18 protein-coding genes are annotated in these 21,489 nt (G+C 67.2%); 15 read left to right on the forward strand and 3 right to left on the reverse strand.

Annotated features, from left to right (window positions below; translation table 11 throughout):
* Positions 1–271 precede the first annotated feature (271 nt).
* The 9 genes from HRUBRA_RS02245 to HRUBRA_RS02285 all read left to right on the forward strand — a co-directional run bounded on the left by HRUBRA_RS02245 (position 272) and on the right by HRUBRA_RS02285 (position 12,868).
* A complete protein-coding gene (locus HRUBRA_RS02245) occupies positions 272–3,553 on the forward strand; it encodes a VPS10 domain-containing protein (RefSeq protein ID WP_035514136.1) in 3,282 nt (1,093 codons plus the stop codon).
* 80 nt (positions 3,554–3,633) lie between these two features.
* A complete protein-coding gene (locus tag HRUBRA_RS02250) occupies positions 3,634–4,125 on the forward strand; it encodes a TonB-dependent receptor plug domain-containing protein (protein WP_161787585.1) in 492 nt (163 codons plus the stop codon).
* Between the two features lie 30 nt (positions 4,126–4,155).
* Positions 4,156–5,616, forward strand: a complete 1,461-nt coding sequence (locus HRUBRA_RS02255) for a TonB-dependent receptor (protein WP_144244351.1) — start codon at positions 4,156–4,158, stop codon at positions 5,614–5,616.
* Between the two features lie 91 nt (positions 5,617–5,707).
* A complete protein-coding gene (ppnN, locus tag HRUBRA_RS02260) occupies positions 5,708–7,087 on the forward strand; it encodes a nucleotide 5'-monophosphate nucleosidase PpnN (RefSeq protein WP_168139626.1) in 1,380 nt (459 codons plus the stop codon).
* Positions 7,084–7,818: a cysteate racemase gene (gene cuyB, locus HRUBRA_RS02265; protein ID WP_035514142.1), complete on the forward strand. Its 735-nt coding sequence runs from the start codon at positions 7,084–7,086 to the stop codon at positions 7,816–7,818. Before ppnN ends, cuyB begins: the two co-directional genes overlap by 4 nt.
* Positions 7,811–8,608: an enoyl-CoA hydratase/isomerase family protein gene (locus HRUBRA_RS02270; protein WP_035514145.1), complete on the forward strand. Its 798-nt coding sequence runs from the start codon at positions 7,811–7,813 to the stop codon at positions 8,606–8,608. The genes cuyB and HRUBRA_RS02270 overlap by 8 nt, the downstream gene beginning before the upstream one ends.
* Before the next feature lie 58 nt (positions 8,609–8,666).
* Positions 8,667–9,350 carry a TVP38/TMEM64 family protein gene (locus tag HRUBRA_RS02275; protein ID WP_084592398.1) on the forward strand — a complete coding sequence of 228 codons (684 nt, stop codon included), beginning with the start codon at positions 8,667–8,669 and terminating at the stop codon, positions 9,348–9,350.
* Positions 9,347–11,581 carry a hypothetical protein gene (locus HRUBRA_RS02280; protein WP_035514147.1) on the forward strand — a complete coding sequence of 745 codons (2,235 nt, stop codon included), beginning with the start codon at positions 9,347–9,349 and terminating at the stop codon, positions 11,579–11,581. The genes HRUBRA_RS02275 and HRUBRA_RS02280 overlap by 4 nt, the downstream gene beginning before the upstream one ends.
* A 12-nt stretch (positions 11,582–11,593) precedes the next feature.
* Positions 11,594–12,868 carry a glycosyltransferase gene (locus tag HRUBRA_RS02285; RefSeq protein WP_035514148.1) on the forward strand — a complete coding sequence of 425 codons (1,275 nt, stop codon included), beginning with the start codon at positions 11,594–11,596 and terminating at the stop codon, positions 12,866–12,868.
* A 28-nt stretch (positions 12,869–12,896) separates the two neighbouring features.
* Here the strand turns inward: HRUBRA_RS02285 and HRUBRA_RS02290 are convergent, their stop codons facing one another.
* The 3 genes from HRUBRA_RS02290 to HRUBRA_RS02300 are packed head-to-tail and all read right to left on the reverse strand — an operon-like array spanning position 12,897 to position 15,030.
* Positions 12,897–13,940, reverse strand: a complete 1,044-nt coding sequence (locus tag HRUBRA_RS02290) for an aldo/keto reductase (RefSeq protein ID WP_084592399.1) — start codon at positions 13,938–13,940, stop codon at positions 12,897–12,899.
* Entirely contained in the window at positions 13,928–14,281 is a 354-nt protein-coding gene (locus tag HRUBRA_RS02295) for a TIGR04076 family protein (RefSeq protein ID WP_035514150.1), read from the reverse strand. The genes HRUBRA_RS02290 and HRUBRA_RS02295 overlap by 13 nt, the downstream gene beginning before the upstream one ends.
* Positions 14,278–15,030 carry a hypothetical protein gene (locus HRUBRA_RS02300; RefSeq protein ID WP_035514152.1) on the reverse strand — a complete coding sequence of 251 codons (753 nt, stop codon included), beginning with the start codon at positions 15,028–15,030 and terminating at the stop codon, positions 14,278–14,280. Before HRUBRA_RS02300 ends, HRUBRA_RS02295 begins: the two co-directional genes overlap by 4 nt.
* A 197-nt stretch (positions 15,031–15,227) precedes the next feature.
* Here HRUBRA_RS02300 and HRUBRA_RS02305 point away from each other — a divergent pair, with 197 nt between their 5' ends.
* From HRUBRA_RS02305 to HRUBRA_RS02330, 6 genes are all read left to right on the forward strand, one after another.
* Positions 15,228–17,471, forward strand: a complete 2,244-nt coding sequence (locus HRUBRA_RS02305; RefSeq protein ID WP_052094290.1) for a TonB-dependent receptor — start codon at positions 15,228–15,230, stop codon at positions 17,469–17,471.
* A 105-nt stretch (positions 17,472–17,576) separates the two neighbouring features.
* Positions 17,577–18,860 carry an amidohydrolase family protein gene (locus HRUBRA_RS02310; protein WP_035514154.1) on the forward strand — a complete coding sequence of 428 codons (1,284 nt, stop codon included), beginning with the start codon at positions 17,577–17,579 and terminating at the stop codon, positions 18,858–18,860.
* A 48-nt stretch (positions 18,861–18,908) separates the two neighbouring features.
* Positions 18,909–20,216 (forward strand): NRAMP family divalent metal transporter, encoded by a 1,308-nt coding sequence (locus HRUBRA_RS02315; RefSeq protein ID WP_236629756.1) that lies wholly within the window; start codon positions 18,909–18,911, stop codon positions 20,214–20,216.
* A 75-nt stretch (positions 20,217–20,291) separates the two neighbouring features.
* Positions 20,292–20,720 carry a YeeE/YedE family protein gene (locus HRUBRA_RS02320; protein ID WP_035514156.1) on the forward strand — a complete coding sequence of 143 codons (429 nt, stop codon included), beginning with the start codon at positions 20,292–20,294 and terminating at the stop codon, positions 20,718–20,720.
* Positions 20,720–21,145 (forward strand): DUF6691 family protein, encoded by a 426-nt coding sequence (locus tag HRUBRA_RS02325; RefSeq protein ID WP_035514158.1) that lies wholly within the window; start codon positions 20,720–20,722, stop codon positions 21,143–21,145. Before HRUBRA_RS02320 ends, HRUBRA_RS02325 begins: the two co-directional genes overlap by 1 nt.
* The gene (locus HRUBRA_RS02330; RefSeq protein ID WP_035514159.1) at positions 21,142–21,486 is read left to right on the forward strand and encodes a hypothetical protein; all 345 of its coding nucleotides are present in this window, start codon (positions 21,142–21,144) and stop codon (positions 21,484–21,486) included. Before HRUBRA_RS02325 ends, HRUBRA_RS02330 begins: the two co-directional genes overlap by 4 nt.
* Positions 21,487–21,489: the final 3 nt, after the last annotated feature.

A 21,489-nucleotide genomic window follows, 5' to 3' on the forward strand; every position in this document is an offset into this window, starting at 1 on the left:
GGGTGGCAGCCTTACCTGGCCGGGGCGCTGCTCGAGATGCATGCATCGCAATATTCCGGGCCGGCCGCGGGAGGGTGTCCCCACCAAGCGAATATCCTGGAGCGACTGGGGGCACCCTCCCGCAGCCGGTCCTACCGTCTTGGGTCTCTGCCGAACCCGAAGTACGCGAGGTGCCAGGGGTGACCGCATTTTCCGCCCCGGGGGACCTTTCGCTCAGGCCTGAGGATGCTACCATCCGGCTTTTTCCCTTTTCCGGCTCCGGAGTCGATGTATGATTCGACGTCTCACCACCGCTCTCTCCCTAGCCTGCCTCGTCGCCGCTGCGCCCCTGGCCGGCGCGGCCGAAGCACCAGGCAGCGCAGGGGAGGGTAACCCCTTCAGCGGCCTGGGCTGGCGCAACATCGGCCCCGCCTTTATGTCCGGGCGCATTGCCGATGTCGCCTGGGACCCCACGGACCACAGCGTGTGGTATGTGGGCGTGGGTTCCGGCGGCGTGTGGAAGACGAGCAACGCCGGCACCACCTGGACGCCGGTATTCGATGAGCAGCCTGTGTATTCCATCGGCTCCGTTGCCGTGGACCCGGGTAACCCGAGCCGGGTCTGGGTCGGCACGGGCGAGAACGTCGGCGGCCGCCACGTCGGCTTCGGCGACGGGATCTACCGCTCCGATGACGGGGGCAAGAGCTGGCAGAATATGGGGCTGGCCGAGTCCGAGCACATCTCGACGATTGTCGTTCACCCCGAGGACCCGGATACGGTCTGGGTCGCCGTGCAGGGGCCGCTCTGGTCCCCCGGCGGTGAGCGCGGGCTGTACATGACCACGGACGGTGGTGAGACCTGGGAAAAGACCCTCGGCGGTGGGGAATGGACCGGCGTTACCGACGTCGTTATCGACCCGCGCAACCCGGACGTGCTCTACGCCGCCACCTGGCAGCACCACCGCACCGTCGCGGCCTATATGGGCGGTGGGCCGGAGAGCGGCCTGCATCGCTCCGAGGACGGCGGCCGGACCTGGACCCGGCTCGAGAAAGGCCTGCCGGAAGGCAACATGGGCAAGATCGGCCTCGCCATCTCGCCGCAGGACCCGGACGTCGTCTACGCGGCGATTGAACTCGACCGCCGCACCGGGGGCGTCTGGCGCTCCGCTGACCGCGGTGCGTCCTGGGAGAAGGGCGCCGACGCCGTCGCCGGCGGCACGGGCCCGCACTACTATCAGGAACTTTACGCCAGCCCGCACCGCTTTGATGAGCTGTATCTCGTCGGGGTGCGGGTGCAGAAGTCCACGGACGGCGGCAAGTCCTTCGAGACCATGGCCACGCAGACGCAGCACAGCGATATCCACGCCATCAACTTTCATCCCGATGATCCCGAGTACCTGATGATGGGGACGGACGGCGGCCTCTACGAGAGCTGGGACCGGGGCGAGACCTGGCGTTTCCTGGCTAACCTGCCGGTCACCCAGTATTACAAGCTCGCGCTCGATGACAGCGAGCCCTTCTACAACATCTACGGCGGTACCCAGGACAACAATACCCAGGGCGGCCCCGCGCGTACGGACAACGTCCACGGCATCCGCAACGCCGACTGGAAAGTGGTGCTGGGCGCCGATGGTCACCAGCCCGCCACAGAGCCGGGTAACCCGGACATCCTCTACGCCGAGTGGCAGCAGGGAAACCTGAACCGTATCGACCTGACCACCGGCGAGACGGTCTACATCCAGCCACAGCCGGCCCCCGGGGACCCGCCGGAACGCTTCAACTGGGATTCACCGATCCTGGTCAGTCCGCACCAGCCCACGCGACTTTATTATGCCTCGCAGCGCGTCTGGCGCTCGGATGATCGCGGCGACAGCTGGACGGCCGTCTCCGGCGACCTCACCCGCAATGAGAAGCGCGTGGATCTGCCCCTGATGGAGCAGACCTGGGGCTGGGACGCGCCCTGGGACCTGTTCGCCATGTCCATGTATAACAGCATCACCTCCCTGGCCGAGTCGCCGCTCGTCGAGGGCCTTCTCTATGCGGGCACCGACGACGGCCTGATCGCCGTCTCCGAGGATGGCGGTGAGAACTGGCGCCGGCTGGAGGTCGGCAAGCTGCCGGGCGTGCCGGAGCGCGCCTTCGTCAACGACATCCGTGCCGACCTGCACGATCCGGATACGGTGTACGTCGCGCTCGACAACCACAAGTACGGCGACTTCGCGCCCTACCTGCTGGTGAGCCGGGACCGCGGCAAGAGCTGGAAGAGCATCGTCGGCGACCTGCCGGATAAGCACCTTGTGTGGCGCCTCGTGCAGGATCATGTGCGGTCGGAGCTGCTCTTTGCGGCGACGGAGTTCGGCGTCTTCTTCACTATCGACGCAGGCAGGCACTGGCACGAGCTCGACGGCAACATGCCGACGATTCCGCTGCGTGACATCCAGATCCAGCGCCGTGAAAACGACCTGGTGGCAGCGAGCTTCGGCCGTGGCTTCTTCGTGCTCGATGACTACACGCCACTGCGCGAACTGACGCCGGAGATGCTCGAGGCTGAGGCGACCCTGTTCACGCCCCGCGATGCGGACTGGTACCACGAGCGCGGCGTGCTTGGCTCGACCCGCCGTGGCAGCCAGGGCGATGCGCTCTACGTGGCCGACAACCCGCCCTTCGGCGCGGTGCTGACCTATCATCTCGCCGAGGGTTTCGAGAGCCGTGAAGCGCAGCGCCAGGCGGATGAAAAGGCCCGCCGGGAGGCCGGCAAGGCGATCACCTTCCCCGCCTGGGAAGCACTCGAGGCGGAGCGCCGGCAAGCGGCTCCCGCGCTCGAGCTGGTTATCCGCGACGCCGACGGCACGGTGCTCCGCCGCGTGCCGGCACCGGCGGAGAAAGGCTTCCACCGTGTGGCCTGGGACCTGCGCCACCCGTATACGGGGTCCACTGAGACGCCGAACAACTGGCAGGGGCTGCCGCCGAGAGGCTTCCTGGTAGCGCCAGGGAAGTACAGCGCCGAATTGGTCCTGCAGAAGGACGGTGAAGCCCGCGCCCTCGCGGGGCCGGTCAGCTTCGCTGTGGAGCGCCTCTACGAGGGGGCACTTGAGGGCGCTCCCGTGGAGGAAGTCGCCGCCTTCTGGAAGGAAGTCGCTGCCGTTGAAGGCCAGTTCAGCGCCGCTCGCTATGCGCTCGAGGATGCGTTCGAGGCGGTCGATGCGCTCGAGACCGCCCTCGAGCGAACGCCCGCGGCCCCCGGCGAGCTCGACGGACAGCTGCACAATCTCCGTCAGCTTCTCTATGGCCTCGACCAGGGGCTGAACGGGCACCGGTCGAAGCAGGCCATCGGTGCCGACGAGGTACACCGGGTCGGCAACTGGTTGGCGCACGCCAAGATGGGGGTGAGCAACTCCAGCTATGGCCCGACGCCGGCGCACCGGCAGTCCCTCGGCTATGCCCGGGAAGCCCTGGCGCCGCTGCGCGAACAGCTGAACGACATCCTTAAGAGGGATCTGCCGTCCCTGCGCAGCGCGCTGCTCAACGCCGGTGCTCCCTGGAGCATGGGCCAGGTCGTCCCTTCCGGCGAGTGAACAGGCGCCGCCGCCATCGCCTCTTCGGAGTGCGGTGGCTGGCTGCAGCAGTTTGCCTTGCTGCAGGCCGCGCGGTGGCCATGCCGGCGCCGGCGTTTGAGGTCGTCGAGGTGACCGCCCGCCGCCTGGCGTCGCCGGCGCAGAGCGCGAGTGTGGCGGTGGCACGCCGCGTGCCGGCGGCCGCGAGCGAGACGGCGCCGGTGCTGCCGTCGGATCTCTTCCGGGGCATGCCTGGCACTTTCGTCCAGCAGACCACTCCCGGGCAGGGGATTCCCATTGTCCGGGGCCTGAAGGGGAGCCAGGTGCTCCATCTCGTCGACGGTTTCCGTATCAATAACGCTTTCTATCGCAGCGCCCCCAACCAGTACCTGGGGCTGGTGCCCACTGCGGGTATTGCCGCGGTGGAGGTCGCGCGGGGTGCAGTCGCGACGCTCTACGGCAGCGACGCCATGGGCGGTGCCGTGCAGGTTGTGACCCGGCCGCCGGCCTTCGACCAGCCCCTCAGCGCTTTTGGCCGGGCCGCCTGGGTTTTCAGCGACGAGGGCCGGCAGGTCACGGCAGGCCTTGCCTAGGGAAACGCAGGCAACGCGGTGGAGCTGGCGGTGCAGTCGGTCGCCATCAGGGACCGCCGGACCGGAGGCGGTGACACCGTGCGCCCCAGCGGCTACGAGAGCCGTGGCGTTAACCTTATGACGCGGCATCGCCTTCCTGGCGGCGGGGAGTGGCGCCTGCTGGCGCAGCACGTCGCACAGCCATCGACGCCGCGGGTCGACGAGCTGGTGCCCGGTTTCGGCCAGCTGCTGCCGTCGTCTTCCCTGTTCGAGTTCTCACCGAACGAACGCAGCTTCCTCGGGCTGGTGCTGGAGCCGGCCGTGGACCGGCCCTGGGCAGATCACGCCCGGCTGCAGCTTGGCTGGCAGCGTATCAATGATGGCCGCAAGACCCGTGACTTCAGCAGTCCCCTGCTGTTCACGGAGCAGAACCGCAGCGACCTCTACAGCGCCTCCCTGGTGCTGGCGAAGCGCTGGACCGCCGGGCACCGCACGCGCTATGGCATGGACGTCACCGGTGACGAGGTACGCAGTGGCCGCCAGCTTACCGTCGGCGCCCGCCGGCCGGCCGCCGTTGCCCCGCGCTATCCCGACGGCTCGGAACTGGCCAGCGCGGCGCTTTTCGTCACCCACTCCTGGAGCCCCCGGCCCGCCACCGGCATAGAGCTCGGCGCACGCTACAGCCGCTACCGGGTCGACCTTGCGGCCACAGCGCCGGCTCCGGGAGTGCGGCTTGAGCCCGACAACCTCAGCCTGCAGTTCGGTCTGCGCCAGGAGCTGGTCGCGAGCCTCTCCCTCCTCGCGAACGTTTCCGAGGGGTTCCGCGTTCCCAACATCTTCGACTTGGGCACCCTGGGTCCGCGCCCGGGCAACCGTTTCAATGCAGCCAACCCCGACCTCGGTCCGGAGCAAGTGCTGAGCACGGACCTCGGCCTGCGCTGGGAGGGGGAGGATCTGCGTGCTGAGCTGTTTCTGTTCCGCCTTGACTACGAGGATCGCATTACCAGCGTGGAAACCGGTGCGACGTCGCCCACGGGGCGTTTTGTCGTCACCAGCGAGAACATCGGCCGTTCCCGCGTCCACGGCGCCGAGTTCGGGTTGTGGGCGCAGCTGTCACCACGGCTCGCTCTCGATGCCACGGCCAACTGGACCCGCGGTGAGGAGCGGCCCGGCGATGGCACCACGGCCCCTGGGGACCGGATTCCCCCCCTTTATGGACGGCTTGCGCTGGCCTGGGACCCGGCGGGCCCCTGGCGGGGCCGCGCCGTGCTGCAGTTCGCTGCTGAACAGGACCGGCTCGGCCCCCGGGATGTGCGCGACCCCCGCATCGACCCGAACGGCACCGATGGCTGGACCGTCTGGCATCTGCAGGCGCAGCGCGAGGTCGGCAAGCGCTGGACCGTGACCGTGGGTGTCGACAACGTCTTTGACAGCCGCTACCGGGAGCACGGCTCCGGCATCGATGCCCCGGGCCGGGGCCTGGTGTTCGCCTTGGAGGCGGGGCTGCCTTGAGAGCTCTGCAAGCGTTCTGTTACCCGGCGACGCTATACTGTCGCCCATGAACGAAGACGAACTCAGCCCCCCGCCCGGCACGGCCCCGCGTATGGCTCGCGCATCCGTGCGCCCCTTGCAGACCCTCGACCTGCTCTCCCAGCGCGAGATGGCCAGCCTTGCCAACGCCGACGCCTCCAGCCACGAGCTGTTCCGGCGCTGTGCCCTGGCCATCCTGAACACGGATGGGGGGACGGACGATGCCCGCGCCGTTTACGATGCCTACCGGGACTTCGCCATCGAGGTGGTGCCGGAACCCCGCGGCCTGCAGCTGGTACTGAGCAATGCACCGGCCCAGGCTTTTGTCGATGGCCGCATGATTGCCGGCATCCGCAGCCACTTGTTCGCGGCGCTGCGCGACATCATCTTCACCGAGCACAAGCTCGCCGAGCAGCAGGCCTTCGATCTCAGCACGCCGGCGGGCATTACCGATGCCGTGTTCCGCATTCTGCGCAATGCCAACGTGGTGCGCAGCAACCTGCAGCCGCGCCTGGTGGTGTGCTGGGGCGGGCACTCGATTCCCCGGGGGGAATACGACTACTCCAAGAACGTCGGCTATTCGCTCGGCCTTCGCGGCTTCGATATCTGCACCGGTTGCGGTGCCGGCGCCATGAAGGGGCCCATGAAGGGCGCCGCCATCGCCCACGCGAAGCAGCTGAATCGCGACGGCCGCTTTCTCGGTGTTTCGGAGCCGGGAATCATCGCCGCGGAGTCGCCGAACGCCATCGTCAATGAGCTGGTCATTCTCCCGGATATCGAGAAGCGGCTGGAGGCTTTTGTGCGCATCGCCCATGGCCTCGTGATCTTCCCGGGCGGGGTCGGTACGGCGGAAGAGATCCTGTTTCTCCTCGGGATCAAGCTGCATCCGGACAACGCGGGCGTCGAGCTGCCGCTCATCTTCACGGGGCCGGCCGAGAGTGCCGGCTATTTCTGCGATATCGACCGCTTCCTGCGCAGCATCCTGGGTGACGAGGTTGCCGAGCACTACGAGATCATCACCGGCGATGCGCCGGCGGTGGCCCGCGCCATGAAGCGCGCCGTGAAGGGGGTGCGTCGCCAGCGCATCGAGCGCAGCGAGTCCTTCAGTTTCCACTGGAAGCTGCATATCCCGCCGGAGCTGCAGCAGCCCTTCGTGCCCAGCCACGAAAACATGGCCGCCCTGGCCCTGCACCGGGATCAGCCGCGGCACGTGCTCATTGCCGAACTGCGCCGGGCCTTCTCGGGCATCGTCGCCGGTAACGTCAAGGATTTCGGTGTGCGCGCCGTGGAGCGGCGGGGGCCCTACTGTCTTTACGGTGAGGGCGATGTGGTTGCCGGCCTCGGGGGCCTCCTTGAGGCCTTCGTCAGCCAGGGCCGCATGCGCATTGACCCTACGACCTACCGGCCCTGCTTCCGCTTCGGCGGGCCGCGGCCCGCGGAAGAGGCCCTGTGAATACCCGCTGCACGGTGGGCGTGCTCGGTGGCCTCGGCCCGGCGGCGACCGTGGATTTCATGGCGCGGCTGATCGCGACTACGCCCGCGGCCACGGACCAGGAGCACCTGCGCCTCCTTGTGGACCACAATCCGACGCTGCCGAACCGCCACGATGCCGTCGCCGGCCGCTCGCCCAGCGTCGGCCCGGCCCTGGCCGCCATGGCCCGGGGCCTGGAGCGGGCGGGAGCAGACTGCCTGGTGATGGTCTGCAACACGGCGCACGCCTGGGAAGCGGATATCCGCGCGGCCGTGGACATCCCGTTCCTGTCGATCATCGATGCGACCGTGGATGCGCTGGACGAGCGCGCCCCGGCGCGGGTCGGGGTGATGGCTGCTGACGGCTGCCTCGAGGCCGGCCTCTATCAGCGGGCGCTGGCGGCCCGGGGCCGCGAGGCAGTGCTCTGGTCGCCTGCGGAGCAGGCAGCGTTCATGGCACTCGTCTACCGGGTCAAGGCGGGCGAGCGCGGTCCGGCCCTGACCACAGCCCTTGCTGCGCTCGCCGATGCGCTCGCGGCTCGCGGTGCGGAGGCGCTGATTGCCGCCTGTACGGAGATCCCCCTGGTGCTGTCGCAGGGCGACGCACCGCTGCCGCTCTACGCCTCCACAGACCTGCTGGTAGCGCGCACCCTGGCTTTTGCCGATGCGACGCCCGGCCCAGCCCCGGAACAAGGAGCCCTCGCCCATGGCTGACTGGAAATTCCTGGCGCTCGAGCGCCGGGAGCACGTCCTCACCGTTGCCTTCGATGCCGGCGGCCCGGTCAACGCGCTGAGCTTCGCCGTCCTCGAGGAGCTAGAGACCCTCGCCCGGGATATCGCCCGGGACAGCGATGTGCGCGCGGTCGTGCTCACGGGCCGGGCTCATACCTTCACCGGCGGTATGGACCTGGAGTCTGTGGCTGCGTTGGCCGACGCGGACCTCAGCCTTGCTGAGCGGCGTACGCGCCTGAAGCTCGGCCCGGCCGTCTGCGCGGCCTGGGAAGCAGTGGAGGCGATCACCATCGTTGCCATCGAGGGCTGGTGTGTGGGTGGTGGCCTGGCGCTTGCCGCGTCCTGCGACTGGCGCGTGGCGGCGGAAGACGCACACCTTTATGTACCTGAACTCCGCCTCGGCATGAACATGTCCTGGCAGAGCGTCCCGCGGTTGACCAACCTGGTCGGGCCCGCCCGCGCAAAGCAGCTACTGGTGTTGGCGGAGCCGCTGCGCGCCGGTATCGCCCTCGACTGGGGCCTCGTCGATCGTCTTGCGGCGCCCGGCCGGGTGCGGGCGGAGGCCGAGGCGCTGGCCCGGCAGGTGGCGGGGATGCCGCCGGTCCCGGTGCGCATGGCCAAGCGTGCGGTCGATGCCTATGCCAACGCGCTGGCCTCCACCGCGAGCTTCATGGACGCGGACCAGTTCCTCCTCGCCAGCGCCTCTGAAGACGCCAGCGAAGGGCTCAAGGCGTTCTTCGAAAAGCGGGCCCCGGACTTCACCGGCCGCTGAGCGTCCGGGGCGGGCCGGTTCCAGGGGAGCCCGCCATGGGTGTTACCCTGAGCGGTGCATGCGATCTCCTGTCGCCGCCCTAGTGGGAGTGCTGGTCTGGCTCGACGTCGACCAGCAACTTCTCGAGTTATTGCGCTGGATCGACGGTCAGGGCCTGTGGTCCGCGCTCTGGTTCCTGGCAATCATGGCGCTCGTCGTTGTCTTCCTGCTCCCCGGGGTGCTGTTTACTACCGGAGCCGGCTTCGTGTTCGGCGTGCTGGAGGGCACGCTCTACGTCGTGATCGGCACCACAATCGGCGCCTGCGTCGCTTTCCTCCTCGCCCGCTACGGTGCGGGAGCACGGGCCGGGGCGTTCATCCGCCGTCACGCCGGACTGCACGCGGTGACCCGGGAGATGGAGGCGCACGACTTTGAGGTGGTGCTGCTTACCCGGCTCGTACCGTTCTTCCCCGGTAAGCTGTCCAACTATTTCTTCGGACTGACAGGCTTTTCCTTCCGCAGCTACAGCCTTGGAACGTTCATCGGGCTCGTGCCCTTTTCCCTGCACAATGTCTATCTGGGCTCCCTGGCCGCAAACCTGGTCTCCGTCGACGATCAGGCCGTCGGTCGCACGCCGCTGGAGTGGAGTATCTACGGCATCGGCTTTGTTGCTACGGTGGTAGCCGTGGTCACGCTCAACCGCATTGCCCGCCGTGCCCTGGCACGCTTCCAGGCGCTGCCGGCAGAGGAGGTGAATCCATGAACAGCTGGCGCTGGGCGCCGTTGCGCTATCTTATCCGCAAGGCGGCGACGAGCCAGGGCTTTCTCGACCCGATCGAGATCCTCGGCCGGCTCCGTGGTCTTGCCCAGCCGTCGGAGGTGGGGGAGCCCATCGAACTGCTCCGCGCGGGGGTGGTGTTTCATGCCCGGGGGCTTATCAACAGCAAAGTGATCCAGCACAATCTTGATTGGGTCTGGCCCTACTGGGCGGAGCGGCAGTACGACCCGCGGGACCGCTCCTTTCTGCCCCGGGCCTTCTCGGTCACCCACGTCAATCTGACCCATCGCAACTGGACGGCGGTGGGGTACCCGGATTGCGATGCGCTCCCGGTGGTGGATCCGGCTGGACTGCTGACACCATTCCTCGACGGCTGGTCGCTCGATGTCTGGGTGCTGGCCGACGACGGGCGTCGCTTGCTGCCCTCCCGCTGCAGCGATGTCGAGCAGCGCTATGATCTCGACGGCGGTGCTGCCGTAGAGACGCGCAGCGTTCGCGATGGGCTTGAGCTCTCGCTCCGCGCTGAGGTACGCCTGGAAGCGGCGCGGCCGGTTTGCCGCCTGCATGCCCGGGCGAGCAACAGCGGCGCCGGCGGCGCGCGCCTCCTGCTGGTGCTTCGCCCCCAGAATGCTGAGGGGGTGAGCTTCATCAATCAGATCGCCCTTGAGGACGCTCTGTGGCGCGTGAACGGTGAGGCGGCGGTGACCTTGGAGCCGGCGCCGGTTACGCACCACACCGCGACCTATCAGGAGGGGGACGTACTGTTCAAGCTCGAGGGCGCCGACCCCGGTGCGGCCACCGTTGATTGCCCCGTAGGCCTGGCCAGCGCGGCGGCGGTCTATCCGTTCGATGACGCCATGGCGGTCACCGCGACGATTCCGCTGGCTGAGGCCGACCCTGCGCGGCCACTGCTCCCCGATGCCTGGGCGGGGGAGCGGGACCGGGCCTGTCGGCTCGAGTGCCCGGATGCGCACTACCGCTTTCTCTATGACGCCGCGATTACCTCGCTGGTGCTGCACACGCCGGAAGAGGCCTACCCCGGGCCCTACACTTACAAGCGTTTCTGGTTTCGCGATGCGACCTTCATCATTCACGCGCTCCTTGCGGTTGGTCTGGAGGCGCGGGCCCGCCGTGCCATTGAATGTTTCTTCGACCGACAGACGCCGCTGGGCTATTTCCGGTCGCAGGAAGGGGAGTGGGACTCCAACGGGGAGGTGCTCTGGCTTCTCGACCGCTATCGGCGCTTCCAGGGTGGGGCGCTGCCGGCACACTGGCGGGAGCCGGTTGATCGCGCCGCCCGCTGGATCAGCCGCAAGTGCCTGCCGGAGAGCCCCCTGACACCCCACGCGGGGCTGTTGCCAGCGGGCTTCAGCGCTGAGCACCTGGGGCCGAATGACTATTATTACTGGGACGATTTCTGGAGTATCGCCGGACTTCGCGCCGCGGCGGAGATGCTCGCTGACGACCCCGATGCGGCCCGCCGGGCCGCGTCTGCCGGGGATCGCCTGGCGGCCGCGGTGGAACGCAGCCTGGCCAGCGCCCGGGAAAGGCTCGGCCGCCCCGCCATGCCAGCGGCGCCCTACCGGCGCCTCGACGCCGGGGCCATCGGCTCCGTGGCCGCCGGTTACCCGCTGCAGTTGTTCGCCCCCAGCGATGAGCGGCTCCTGGACTGCGTGGCCTATCTGCTCGAGCGGTGCTTCGTGGACGGTGCTTTTTTTCAGGACATGATCCATTCCGGGCAGAACGCCTATTTGACGCTGCAGGTGGCTCAGGTGTTCCTGCGCGCCGGCGACCCGCGCTACCTCGAGCTTATGGACGCCGTTGCCAGGCTCGCCAGCCCCACGGGCCAGTGGCCGGAGGCGATTCACCCGCAGACCGGTGGCGGCTGCATGGGTGACGGCCACCACGTCTGGGCGGCGGCGGAGTGGGTGCTCATGGTTCGCAACTGCTTCCTGCGCGAGGAGGGCGATACGCTGGTAATAGCCGGCGGCATCCCCGAACGCTGGCTGGCGACCGGGGAGCCGCTCGCCTTCGGTCCCGCGCCCACCACCTTCGGTACGGTCACCGTGCGTCTTTCCCACGAAAAAGGCGGCCGCGTCCGGGTGTGCTGGGAGCCGCGCTGGCACCGTGAGCCGCCGGTGCTGCGTGTGGCGTTGCCGGGCTATCGGGTCTGCGAGCCCGGTGAGGACGGCGCTCTCCTGGAACCGCTGACCTGAGAGGTCGCCCTTATGAATATCGCCCTGTTCACCAACACCTTCACGCCCCATGTGGGTGGCGTCGCCCGCTCCGTAGCCGCCTTCCGCGATGAGTTCCGCCGCGCCGGGCACCGGACTCTCGTGGTGGCGCCGACCTTTCCAGCCATGCCGCCGGAAGAGGACGTGGTGCGCGTGCCGGCGCTGCAGAACTTCAATGCCAGCGACTTTTCTGTGGCGCTACCCCTGCCGAAGGGACTGAACGCGACCCTGGAAGCTTTCAAACCCGACGTGATCCACGCGCAGCATCCGTTCCTGCTAGGTATGACCGCCTTGCGCGCCGCCCGGACGTTCGCGGTGCCGCTGGTCTTCACGCACCACACGCGCTACGAGGAATACACGCACTACGTGCCAGTGGATTCGCCGGCGCTGAACACCTTCGTGATTGAACTCGCCACCCGCTATGCGAATCTTGCGGACCGGGTCATCGCCCCCAGTGAGAGTATCCGCGATCTGCTCGTGGAGCGCGGCGTGACCAGTCCGGTGCAGGTCATCCCCACCGGGGTCTATGTGGAGCATTTTGCCCGCGGTAACCGCGAGGCGGCGCGACGGCGCTGGTGCCTGCCCGCTGGCGCCTTCGTGGTCGGCCATATGGGGCGGTTGGCGGAGGAGAAGAACATTGGCTTTCTTGCCGCCGCAGTGGCGGGGTTCCTGGCGCGGGACGAAGGGGCCTATTTTCTGGTGGTCGGCAGCGGAGATGCGGAGGATGCGCTCTGTGCCCCCTTCCGCGCTGCCGGGCTCGAGAACCGGCTGCTGTGCTGCGGTGTCCTTGAGGGTCAGGCGCTTGCCGACGCCTTGAACGCGATGGATGTGTTCGCCTTTGCCTCGCAGAGCGAGACTCAGGGTATGGTGCTTACGGAAGCCATGGCCGCCGGGCTGCCGGTAGTGGCACTCGATGCGCCTGGGGCCCGGGAGGTGGTGCGCGACGGCGAGAACGGCAGGCTGCTGACACAGGCAGAGCAGAGCGTCTTTGCCGATGCGCTGCGGTGGGTGCAGGCGCGGCTAGAGACGAATGGTGATGCCCTCGCAGGCTGCGCCCGGGCGACCGCGGAAGCTTTCTCCATGAAGCGCAGCGCAGACAAGGCCATCGCCTGCTACCGGGAGCTACATCGTTCCAGCGGTGCGGAGCGGGTAGAGCAGGAGGACCTCTGGCACCAGGTACGCAACCGCATCCGCGCTGAGCTGGAAATCCTGGGGAGCCTGACCGCAGCCGGTGATGAGGCGCTGGAGGGACTACAGAAGCCTGAGTAGCCCCGGTCCAGTCGCCGGCGCGGGCCGCTCAGTCGGCGTTCAGGTTGTACTTCATGATGCCGCCGTGGCGGCCGTCCTTGTCCCGCTCCAGGTCGAAGACGTCTTCGGCGGGAACCTGCATCTGGCTCCGCACTGCCCTGATGGCTTCGCGGTCGCGCTCATCCAGGGTGATGCGGAACAGATCGGCGTAGCGGTCCAGGTGCGCGGCATTGCGTGCGCCGATGATCACCGCGGCGACCCGGGGCTGGTCCAGCACCCAGCGTGAGGCTACCGTGGCGATGCTGGTGCCGTGGCGCCCGGCGATCGTCTCGAGGGCCTGCAAAAGTGCCTGGAACAGTGCCCAGCCGCCGGCCTCGTCGATCATCAGTTTGTACTTGATGAGCGAGCGGTTGCTGAGGTCCGCAGGCTCGGGCTGGCCGAGCCAGCGCTCGCTGAGGAAGCCGCCAGCGAGGGTACCGTAGCAGAGCAGGTGCATGTCGCGCTCGGCGCAAAGACCGAGCAGGGCCTTCTCCGGTCGGGGATCGAGGAGCGAAAACTGTACCTGGGTGGTGGCGAGGTCGATGCCTGCGTCGGCCAGCTCCCGGGTTTTTTCCGTGTTGAAGTTGGTCAACGACAGCAGCTCGATCTTGCCCGCCTGCTGGAGTTCCTTCAGCCAGTGGGCGGTCTCTACCCAGCCGGGCACGGCGTAGTTCCACCAGTGGAACTGCACCATGTCGAGTCTTTCCTGGTTCAGCCTCGCCAGGGATCGGTCGATGATCGTCTCGACATCACCCTTCTTCAGTCGTCCGAGGGTGTCGTAATCGGGTACGTATTTGGTGTGCACGCGCACCGGCCAGGGACTCTGGCGCTTGCGATTCTCGGCGATGAAAGCGCCGATAAGTTCCTCTACTCCGGTGTAGATGTCGGCGCAGTCAAAGGTATCAATGCCGCGCTCGACGAAGGCGAACATGTCGGCCACCGGGTCGCGGGAAAGGGCTTCGCTGTGGCCGTCGGAAAGCTGCCAGCCGCCCTTGATCACCCGGGAGATGGTATAGCCCCCGGCGAGGGGGTGGCGGTCTATCACTCCTTCCACGGGTTGTCCTCCGGCAGGGGCTCGATGGTGGTGTCGTCGCGGCGGAAGGTCTGGCGGCCGATCCGGCTGATGCGGAAGCGGGCGCCGCAATGCGGGTCCGGGCAGGCGATCACGTGGTCCGTCGCCATCCAGTCGTACTCGTTGAGGGGGCGCTGCTTCGGCGGCAGCAGCGGCAGCAGAGCCGCCAGGGCATAAAGTGAGAACGGCGTGTCCCGGTCCATGTAGATGTTCTCTCCGCGAACCTCGAAGCCGCTGCCTGCCTTATGGCTGCAGACAAAGGGGCGGTCGCCCTCGATGGTCTCCACCCGCAGGTCGTAGAGCGTGAAAGCGTGTTCGCTCATGGCCGCGCCCCCTCCCCGGAGACGACGCTGAGGCGCTTACCGCCGGGCAGTGTCAGGGTCTTGCCGTCGAAGGTCGTTGCCAGGGTTACATCCCGGTAGTTGCGCACCTCCGCGCCGTCGCTTTCTGCCCAGCGGATTACCGTCAGGGAGAGTGCCTCGCCGTCGCGGCGATAGGTGCCGTAGCCGGTCACGGCGCTTTCCGCATTGCCGCTGACGAGGATAAAGTGCCCGTTGGCAAAGGCCAGGGCGCCTGCGGCAAGGGGGTAGATGGTGGCATCTGCCGCGTCGCCGAGGCGGCGGAAGGTCTGCAGCGTGCTCGTGCCGCCACCGAAGCGGATCGCAAGCGTGTCGCCGTCGCGGCGCACGGAGATATCGTGCTCGAGGGCGCCGATGGCTGTCAGCGGAAGCTCACCGGTGGGGTCCAGGCTGAGGGTGGGGTCCGAGGTCATGCGCAGGCCCGCGCCGCCGGGCCCGTAGGGGCCGGCGTGGGCCATGGCGCTCTGCTCCGCGAAGGGCTCACCGTTGAAAATGCTCTGCTGCAGAAAGGTGCCATCCTTGAAGAGAATGACGCCGGTAAGCGGCAGCGACTGTCCGTCTCCGGTCACCAGGCTGCGGTAGGCCCAGAGGCCTTCGACGGCGTCCATGACCGCGTCTGCAGCGCGCGCCTGCGGCTGCGCCATGGCGGCGAGGAGAGCGAGGCAGAGCGCGGGCAGAGCGGCAAGCCGGCGGCGATGGGGCCGTTTATCCATGGGAGAGGTCCTCTTTTCTCTTGCGCAGGCGACGCGGGAGTTTACCACGGGACCGGCGCCGCCTTGTGACATCCTGCCTTTCAGGAGGGTGTCTTTGCATGCCTCCTCGGCCTATTATCGGCGCTGGCTGCGCCTGCCTCGAGGGGAGGGGGCGCCCGTTACAAGCAGGCTTGGATCCACTCAGGGGAGATCGGGACATGAATAGGGATGGATATTCCGTAGTAGCAAGTACTCGGCGAACGCTGGTCCTGGCGGTACTGGCCGCCACCGCGGGGCCGGCCCTGGCGCAAAACGCGGCGCCGCTGGAAGAGATCGTAGTGACTGCGCAGCAGCGGGAGGCCAGCCTGCAGGACGTGCCCATCGCCATCTCTGCCTTTGGCGAAGAGGCGATCCAGAAAAACATGTTCCGGGATGTGACCGACTTCGTTGCGCGCGTGCCGAATGCCAGCTTCATCAGTAACGGCGCGCGCTCCCGGCGCGAGATCAGCATGCGCGGCGTTACCAACTTCGTCAACGCGAACCAGGCGCGGCGCACCGCGACCTTCGGCTTTTACATGGATGGCTTCAACCTCGCCAGCAGCAGTATCAACCCCCCGATCATGGATATCCAGCGAATCGAGGTACTGCGGGGTCCGCAGTCGACCTACTTCGGCGCCAACGCCCTCGGCGGCGGTATCAGCGTGACTACCAATGCGCCGACCACGGAGGCGGTCGAAGGCTCGCTGATGGTCGACTACGGCCGCTTTGACACCATGGACCTCGAGGGTGTCCTCAACATCCCGCTTATCAAGGACAAGCTGGCCGCCCGCATCAACTACAAGGACTTCAGCACCGACGGCAACATCCGCAACATCAACGCGCAGGGCGGTGGCAACGACGCTGACTACGAGTACATCCGCGCCGCCGTCCTCTGGACGCCCACGGATCGGCTCTCGGTCACCGTGAACTACAGCGATGCCTCCGAAGACGTGGGCATGCGCGAGGGTGTGCCGTCCGGCGTGTTCTCGACCTTCGCCGGCGATGTCCTCTACGCCAACTTCCCGGATCTGAATGGCGATGGCCTTGCGGATCCGGATCCGGACGGCGTTGGGTTCTTTCCTGAGAACGAGGACAAGGTGAACTTCAACGCGCCGCAGAGTGTGGGCACCGATTTTGAATACTGGATCGGCCGCGTCGACTACGACTTCGACAGCATGCGCTTCACCAGCATCACCGGCTACATGGAGTCTGACTTCTTCCTGCGCGGCGATATCGACGGTGGCTCCGGTGACTTTTTCCGTGAGTTCCGCACGATTCCCCGGGAAAGCCTGACCCAGGAATTCCGCCTGCAGAGCTCGGGAGATTCGCGCCTGGAGTGGAATATCGGCCTCTACTACGCCGAGGATGAAGGCTTCATCGATAACAAGACGTTCGTGGGCGCCGCCCAGCCCTTCGGCCTGCCCGAGGGCTTCCTCATCGACAGCGAGGAGTCCTACAGTGAAACGGAGATCTACGCGGTCTTCGGCCAGGTCGACTTCGCCGTGACGGATCAGCTCACGGTGACCTTCGGCGGACGCTACAGCGAGGAGAAAATCTTCACGGATATTTCCGGTTTCGGTGGCGGCCTGTCGCAGGAGCTGACCGTGGACGATACCTTCGAGGATTTTTCCCCGATGGTTGCCGCCCGCTATGACCTGAGCGAAGACGCATCGGTTTACGCCACTATCGCGAAAGGTTTCAAGTCCGGCGGCGTTCAGGTCAGTCCGCTGCCCGGGGCCGAAACCTACGACCCGGAGGAGCTCTGGAACTATGAGCTCGGCTATAAGGCGGATCTCCTCGGGCGCACGCTGCGGATCAATGCGGCACTGTTCTATATGGACTGGACGGACCTGCAGACGGCGTTCCAGCAGGCCGGCCTCAACGAGAATGGCGACTTCATCATCTTCGGGGGTATCGACAACGCCGATTCGGCCGAGTCCTACGGGGCCGAGCTCTCTGTGACGGCGGCGCCCACCGCGGGGCTGCTCCTGAACCTCAACGTTGGTTATCTGCAGGCGGAGTACAACGAGTTCACCGCCTTTATCGACGGCGAGAACCGGGTCCTCGATGGCTTTACAATCCCCAACTCGCCGGAGTGGACCGTTTCTGCGGACGCCGAATACACCGTCGCCCTGCGCGAGGGACTGGACGCGGTCTTCCGCGGCGAGTACGTCTTCCGCGACAGTCTGCGTTCAACCACGGCAGCGCTGATCCAGGAGGGCTTCCCCTGGGAGGTGCCGAGCTATGATGTCTTCAACCTGCGGGTGGGCCTCGAGCACGAGCGGTATACGCTGACGGCCTACGTGGAGAATCTTTTCGACAATACCTTCTTCACCAACGCCTACCAGAAGGCGTTCTCCGGGGGGCTGCACATCGAGCCCGGCGTGCAGCGCTACGGCGTACGGCTTCGCTACCGCTTTTGATCGTCCTCGCCGCAGCCCGGCGCCGCTCCGCCGGCGCCGTCCTCAGGCCGTGGTTGCCCTGACGGCGGCGCCCGCCGCCCCGATGCCCCGAAAAAGGATCGAACTATGAACAGCAAGCACTTTGTTTCCGCTCTTATGCTGGTTGCCCAGGGTGTGCTCGCCGGGGCCGCCGACGCCGCCGTGACCGCCCTTGTGGGCGGCACGGTGGTGGACCTCGGCGGCGGGCCGGCGCTGGAGGATGCCGTTGTGCTCGTCGATGGAGACCGCATCAGCGCCATCGGCGCCCGCGGTACCGTGGACATTCCCGCGGAGGCTGAGCGCGTGGACGCCGCGGGCAAATGGCTGGTGCCCGGGCTTATGAATATGCACGTGCATCTCGGTCTGGTGCTGCCGGGCAAGATGGCTGCTGAGCTTGCCGGCGAGACCGATGCGGCGCTTGCCCTTCGCATGGCCGCCGCCGCGCGGGAAATCCTGCAGGCGGGCGTCACTACCATCCGCACGCCCGGTGATACGCGCCACGCCGAACTCGCCCTGGACCGCTCGATCCGCAAGGGCGAATCCCAGGGCCCGCGCATTCACGCCGCCGGCGAGGCGCTGGTGATCACCGGGGGCCACGGCTCCGAGCCCGGCGTGCTGTACGCGGACGGGCCCGACGAGCTCACGAAAGCGGCGCGGCAGCAGATCAGTCTCGGTGCCAAGTGGGTGAAGATCCTCATCTCCGGCGGCATCGCCACGGACGGTGGTGCCATCGCCGAGGCGCTCATGACGCCCGAAGAAATCAACGCGGTGGTAGACGCGGCTCACCGCTTCGGCGCGAAGGTCGCCGCGCACTCGGGCTCTTCCGCGGCGACCAGCGTGGCTGTGGACGCGGGTATCGACAGCGTCGAACACGGCTACACGCTGGACCGCAAGGTGCTGCGCAAGATGCACAAGGCTGGCACCTGGCTGGTGCCGACGATTGTCGTCAGCCAACCGGCCACGGCGCCGTTCTTTGAGCGTATCGGCTCGCCCCAGTGGTACCTGGATCGCCGGAACTCCGTGGGCAAGCTGCACTGGGAAGCGCTGAAGACGGCCATCGAGGAGGACGTCAACATTGCCCTGGGTACGGACCAACTCCCGCACGAGCCGAACGACGGCACGACGGCCACGGTGCGCGAGGCCGAGTACTACGTGGAGGCGGGCATGACGCCGCTCGACGCGCTTCGTGCAGCCACGATCGAACCGGCGCGCATGCTCGGCGCCGACGATGAGAGCGGCTCCCTCGCGGTGGGCAAGTACGCAGATATTGTCGCACTGCGGGCTGACCCCCTTGCCGATATCGGTGCCCTGCGTACGATCAACTTCGTCATGAAGGGCGGCATTGTCTACCGTAATGATGACGCGCGCTGAGGTCTCCGCACGCACGCGTCGCCGCAGCCTGGGCATGAGTCGCCGGCTGTGAGGGGGCTGCTTCGTGCTCTCGGTAACTTTGTCGGACCCGCGGCCGTCATGGCTGCGGGCACCATGGGTGCCGGGGCGATCGCTTCCTTCCTGCTCGCCGGCGCCTGGTTCCGCTACGATCTGCTCTGGGTGCTCCTGCCACTCCTGCCGTTGTTTGTGGTCTCCGCAGACAGCGCCTCGCGCATTGGCGCGCTCAATCCCGCCACCGGCATCCTCACCCTGGTGCGCGAGCGGCTGAACCCGGCGCTCGCGTGGGTCATCCTTGCGCTGATCGTGCCGGTGCACTTTCTGGTGACCATGGGTCAGGTCTCGGTAATGAGTTCCGCCTTCACTTCGCTGATCGGCCTTGCTCCCGGAGCGGGCGGGCGGCTGCCCGTGGCCCTGGAGGTCCTCCTCTCGGTGACGCTGGCGGCCGGCGTGCTCTGGCTCGTGTTCTCCCGTGGCTATGACCGCATGCAGAGGGTCATGTCTTTCCTTATGGTGCTCATGTTCCTCTGCTTTCTCACTGTCGCCCTGCGCGGGCTCAGCGAATGGCGGGCGATCCTCGACGGTTTCCTGCCCGCTCTCCCGCCGGACCTCCCGGTGCCCGGCAGCGCGGAACCGCGGGTCGCGACGAGTTCCCTGATCGCAATGGTCGGCGCTGCCATCGCGCCGGCGGCGTTGCTGGGTCTGCCCTATCTGTGCGCGGATGCCGGCAGCGGCCGCGCGCAGCTGACCCGCGCGTTCTGGCAGGCGGTGCTGAACCTGGGCTTCGTCTTCGGCGCCTACGCTTTTTTCGTGCTTGTCGCCGGCGCTTTCGCTCTCTACCCCCTGGCGGACCACGCCAGCTTCGCCGACGTGGCCCAGGCCTCCGCGGTGCTGCGCGCCGCACTCCCGGAGCGCCTGGCCTTCCTCGGGCCGGTGATCTTCTCGCTGGGCCTGTTCACGGCCGCCATGACGACTCTTGTGGTCGCAGCCCAGGTGACGATCTACTTCATCCTCGATATGGCCCGCCAGCCCTGGCGCTTCTCTGCCGACAACCGCCGCTACCACCAGCTGCTGACCGTGTTCGTGCTCGGGGCGGCGGCCCTGGCGCCTTTCTGGGACTTCCCGGCCCTGCTTAAAGTCATCCTGCTCATGGGCGTCAACGTCGTGGTCATTCCGCTGGTTTACGTGATCGTGCTGGTCCTCGCCAATAGCCGCGTGGTCATGGGGGAATTCCGCGCTGAATGGTGGCGCAACCTGTTCCTCGCCCTGGGGCTCGGCGTCTCTGTCGCTCTTGCTATCGACAAGGCACCGCTCTATTTCCGGACGCTCTTCGGCTGAGGGGGGCCGGGCGCCCGTAGGTGTCTGCATCTTTGCTATGCTTCGCGTCGCCTTTGCAGACAGGAACGCTTTGACATGGAACAGGACTGGCTCTTCGGGCTCGCCGGCGGTCTTCTTATCGGCCTTGGCGCAGCGCTTTATCTTCTTGGTAACGGCCGCATCATGGGCGCCTCCGGTATCATCGGCGGCCTCGTGGATCGCAGCGGCTGGTCATCCTGGGCCGAGCGGTTGGTCTTCCTCGCCGGTGTATTCCTGCTTCCGGTGCTGCTGGTGCCGACCCTGGACCGCCAGGCATCGACCCACCTCACCGGTAACTGGTTCGTGGTGGTGGCTGCGGGCCTGCTGGTCGGCGTCGGCACGCGTATTGCCAACGGTTGCACCTCCGGTCATGGCGTCTGCGGGATTTCGCGGCTGTCGCTGCGCGGTATCGTGGCGACGGTGCTCTACATCGTCGCCGGCGGTGTCACGCTGCTCGCCCTTCGCCACAGCCTGGGGGTGATCTGATGCGCCTCTTCCTCGCCTTCCTCGCCGGCGGACTCTTCGGTGGCGGGCTGCTGATTTCCGGCATGACCGATACCCGCAAGGTCCAGGGCTGGCTGGACGTTTTCGGCGCCTGGGATCCGACTCTGGCCTTTGTCATGGGGGGCGCCATCATCCCCATGGCCGTCGCCTGGCGCTTCACCCGGCGCGGTGCGCCGCTCGTGGGCGGCAGCTTCCCGGCGCCACCGGAGCCGGTTTTCGATCGCCGGCTCATCGTCGGCTCCCTGCTCTTCGGCGCCGGCTGGGGCCTCGCCGGCCTCTGCCCCGGGCCGTCCATCGCGTCCCTGAGCTATGGCGGTATTGGCGGCCTGGTGTTTTTCCTTGCGATGCTCGCCGGCATGGCAGTCGCGCCCGCGGTGGGTCGGGCGCTGGGCGGCACCCGCGCATGAGCACGCTATCGCCCCGCGAAACAGCGTTTCTTCGCCGGCGCGAGCGCCTGCTACGCTACTGGCCCTGGGTCGGGGGCGGCCTGCTCTGGCTCCTGGGCTGCCTTTTGCTCTGGCTCTGGTTCGAGGTGCCTTACCTGGTGAATCCGCGGGCCCTCGCGCGCGCCGTGGAGGCCGGAGAGCTGTCCGAGCAAACGATCCTCATGCTGGCGACGATGCTGCCGGTGGTTTTCCTTACCCTGCTCCTTGCCGTCGCTCTGTTCCTCGCCATGCTGCTCGCGGTTTTTGGCCGCGAGCGCCGGCTTCTGCGCCTGCTGCGGCGTCACCACGAGAAAGACGAATAACCA

The organism is Pseudohaliea rubra DSM 19751 (genome assembly GCF_000764025.1).
GTDB lineage: Bacteria > Pseudomonadota > Gammaproteobacteria > Pseudomonadales > Halieaceae > Pseudohaliea > Pseudohaliea rubra.

What these genes read in the sequence shown, in the direction of transcription:
- HRUBRA_RS02330 (WP_035514159.1), top strand. Translation starts at nt 21,142, where the DNA reads ATGAGCACGCTATCGCCCCGCGAAACAGCGTTTCTTCGCCGGCGCGAG.
- ppnN (WP_168139626.1), top strand. Translation starts at nt 5,708, where the DNA reads ATGGCTCGCGCATCCGTGCGCCCCTTGCAGACCCTCGACCTGCTCTCC.
- HRUBRA_RS02295 (WP_035514150.1), bottom strand. Translation starts at nt 14,281, where the DNA reads ATGAGCGAACACGCTTTCACGCTCTACGACCTGCGGGTGGAGACCATC.
- HRUBRA_RS02300 (WP_035514152.1), bottom strand. Translation starts at nt 15,030, where the DNA reads ATGGATAAACGGCCCCATCGCCGCCGGCTTGCCGCTCTGCCCGCGCTC.
- HRUBRA_RS02275 (WP_084592398.1), top strand. Translation starts at nt 8,667, where the DNA reads ATGCGATCTCCTGTCGCCGCCCTAGTGGGAGTGCTGGTCTGGCTCGAC.
- HRUBRA_RS02310 (WP_035514154.1), top strand. Translation starts at nt 17,577, where the DNA reads ATGAACAGCAAGCACTTTGTTTCCGCTCTTATGCTGGTTGCCCAGGGT.
- HRUBRA_RS02280 (WP_035514147.1), top strand. Translation starts at nt 9,347, where the DNA reads ATGAACAGCTGGCGCTGGGCGCCGTTGCGCTATCTTATCCGCAAGGCG.
- HRUBRA_RS02320 (WP_035514156.1), top strand. Translation starts at nt 20,292, where the DNA reads ATGGAACAGGACTGGCTCTTCGGGCTCGCCGGCGGTCTTCTTATCGGC.
- HRUBRA_RS02245 (WP_035514136.1), top strand. Translation starts at nt 272, where the DNA reads ATGATTCGACGTCTCACCACCGCTCTCTCCCTAGCCTGCCTCGTCGCC.
- HRUBRA_RS02250 (WP_161787585.1), top strand. Translation starts at nt 3,634, where the DNA reads ATGCCGGCGCCGGCGTTTGAGGTCGTCGAGGTGACCGCCCGCCGCCTG.
- HRUBRA_RS02305 (WP_052094290.1), top strand. Translation starts at nt 15,228, where the DNA reads ATGAATAGGGATGGATATTCCGTAGTAGCAAGTACTCGGCGAACGCTG.
- HRUBRA_RS02285 (WP_035514148.1), top strand. Translation starts at nt 11,594, where the DNA reads ATGAATATCGCCCTGTTCACCAACACCTTCACGCCCCATGTGGGTGGC.
- HRUBRA_RS02325 (WP_035514158.1), top strand. Translation starts at nt 20,720, where the DNA reads ATGCGCCTCTTCCTCGCCTTCCTCGCCGGCGGACTCTTCGGTGGCGGG.
- HRUBRA_RS02270 (WP_035514145.1), top strand. Translation starts at nt 7,811, where the DNA reads ATGGCTGACTGGAAATTCCTGGCGCTCGAGCGCCGGGAGCACGTCCTC.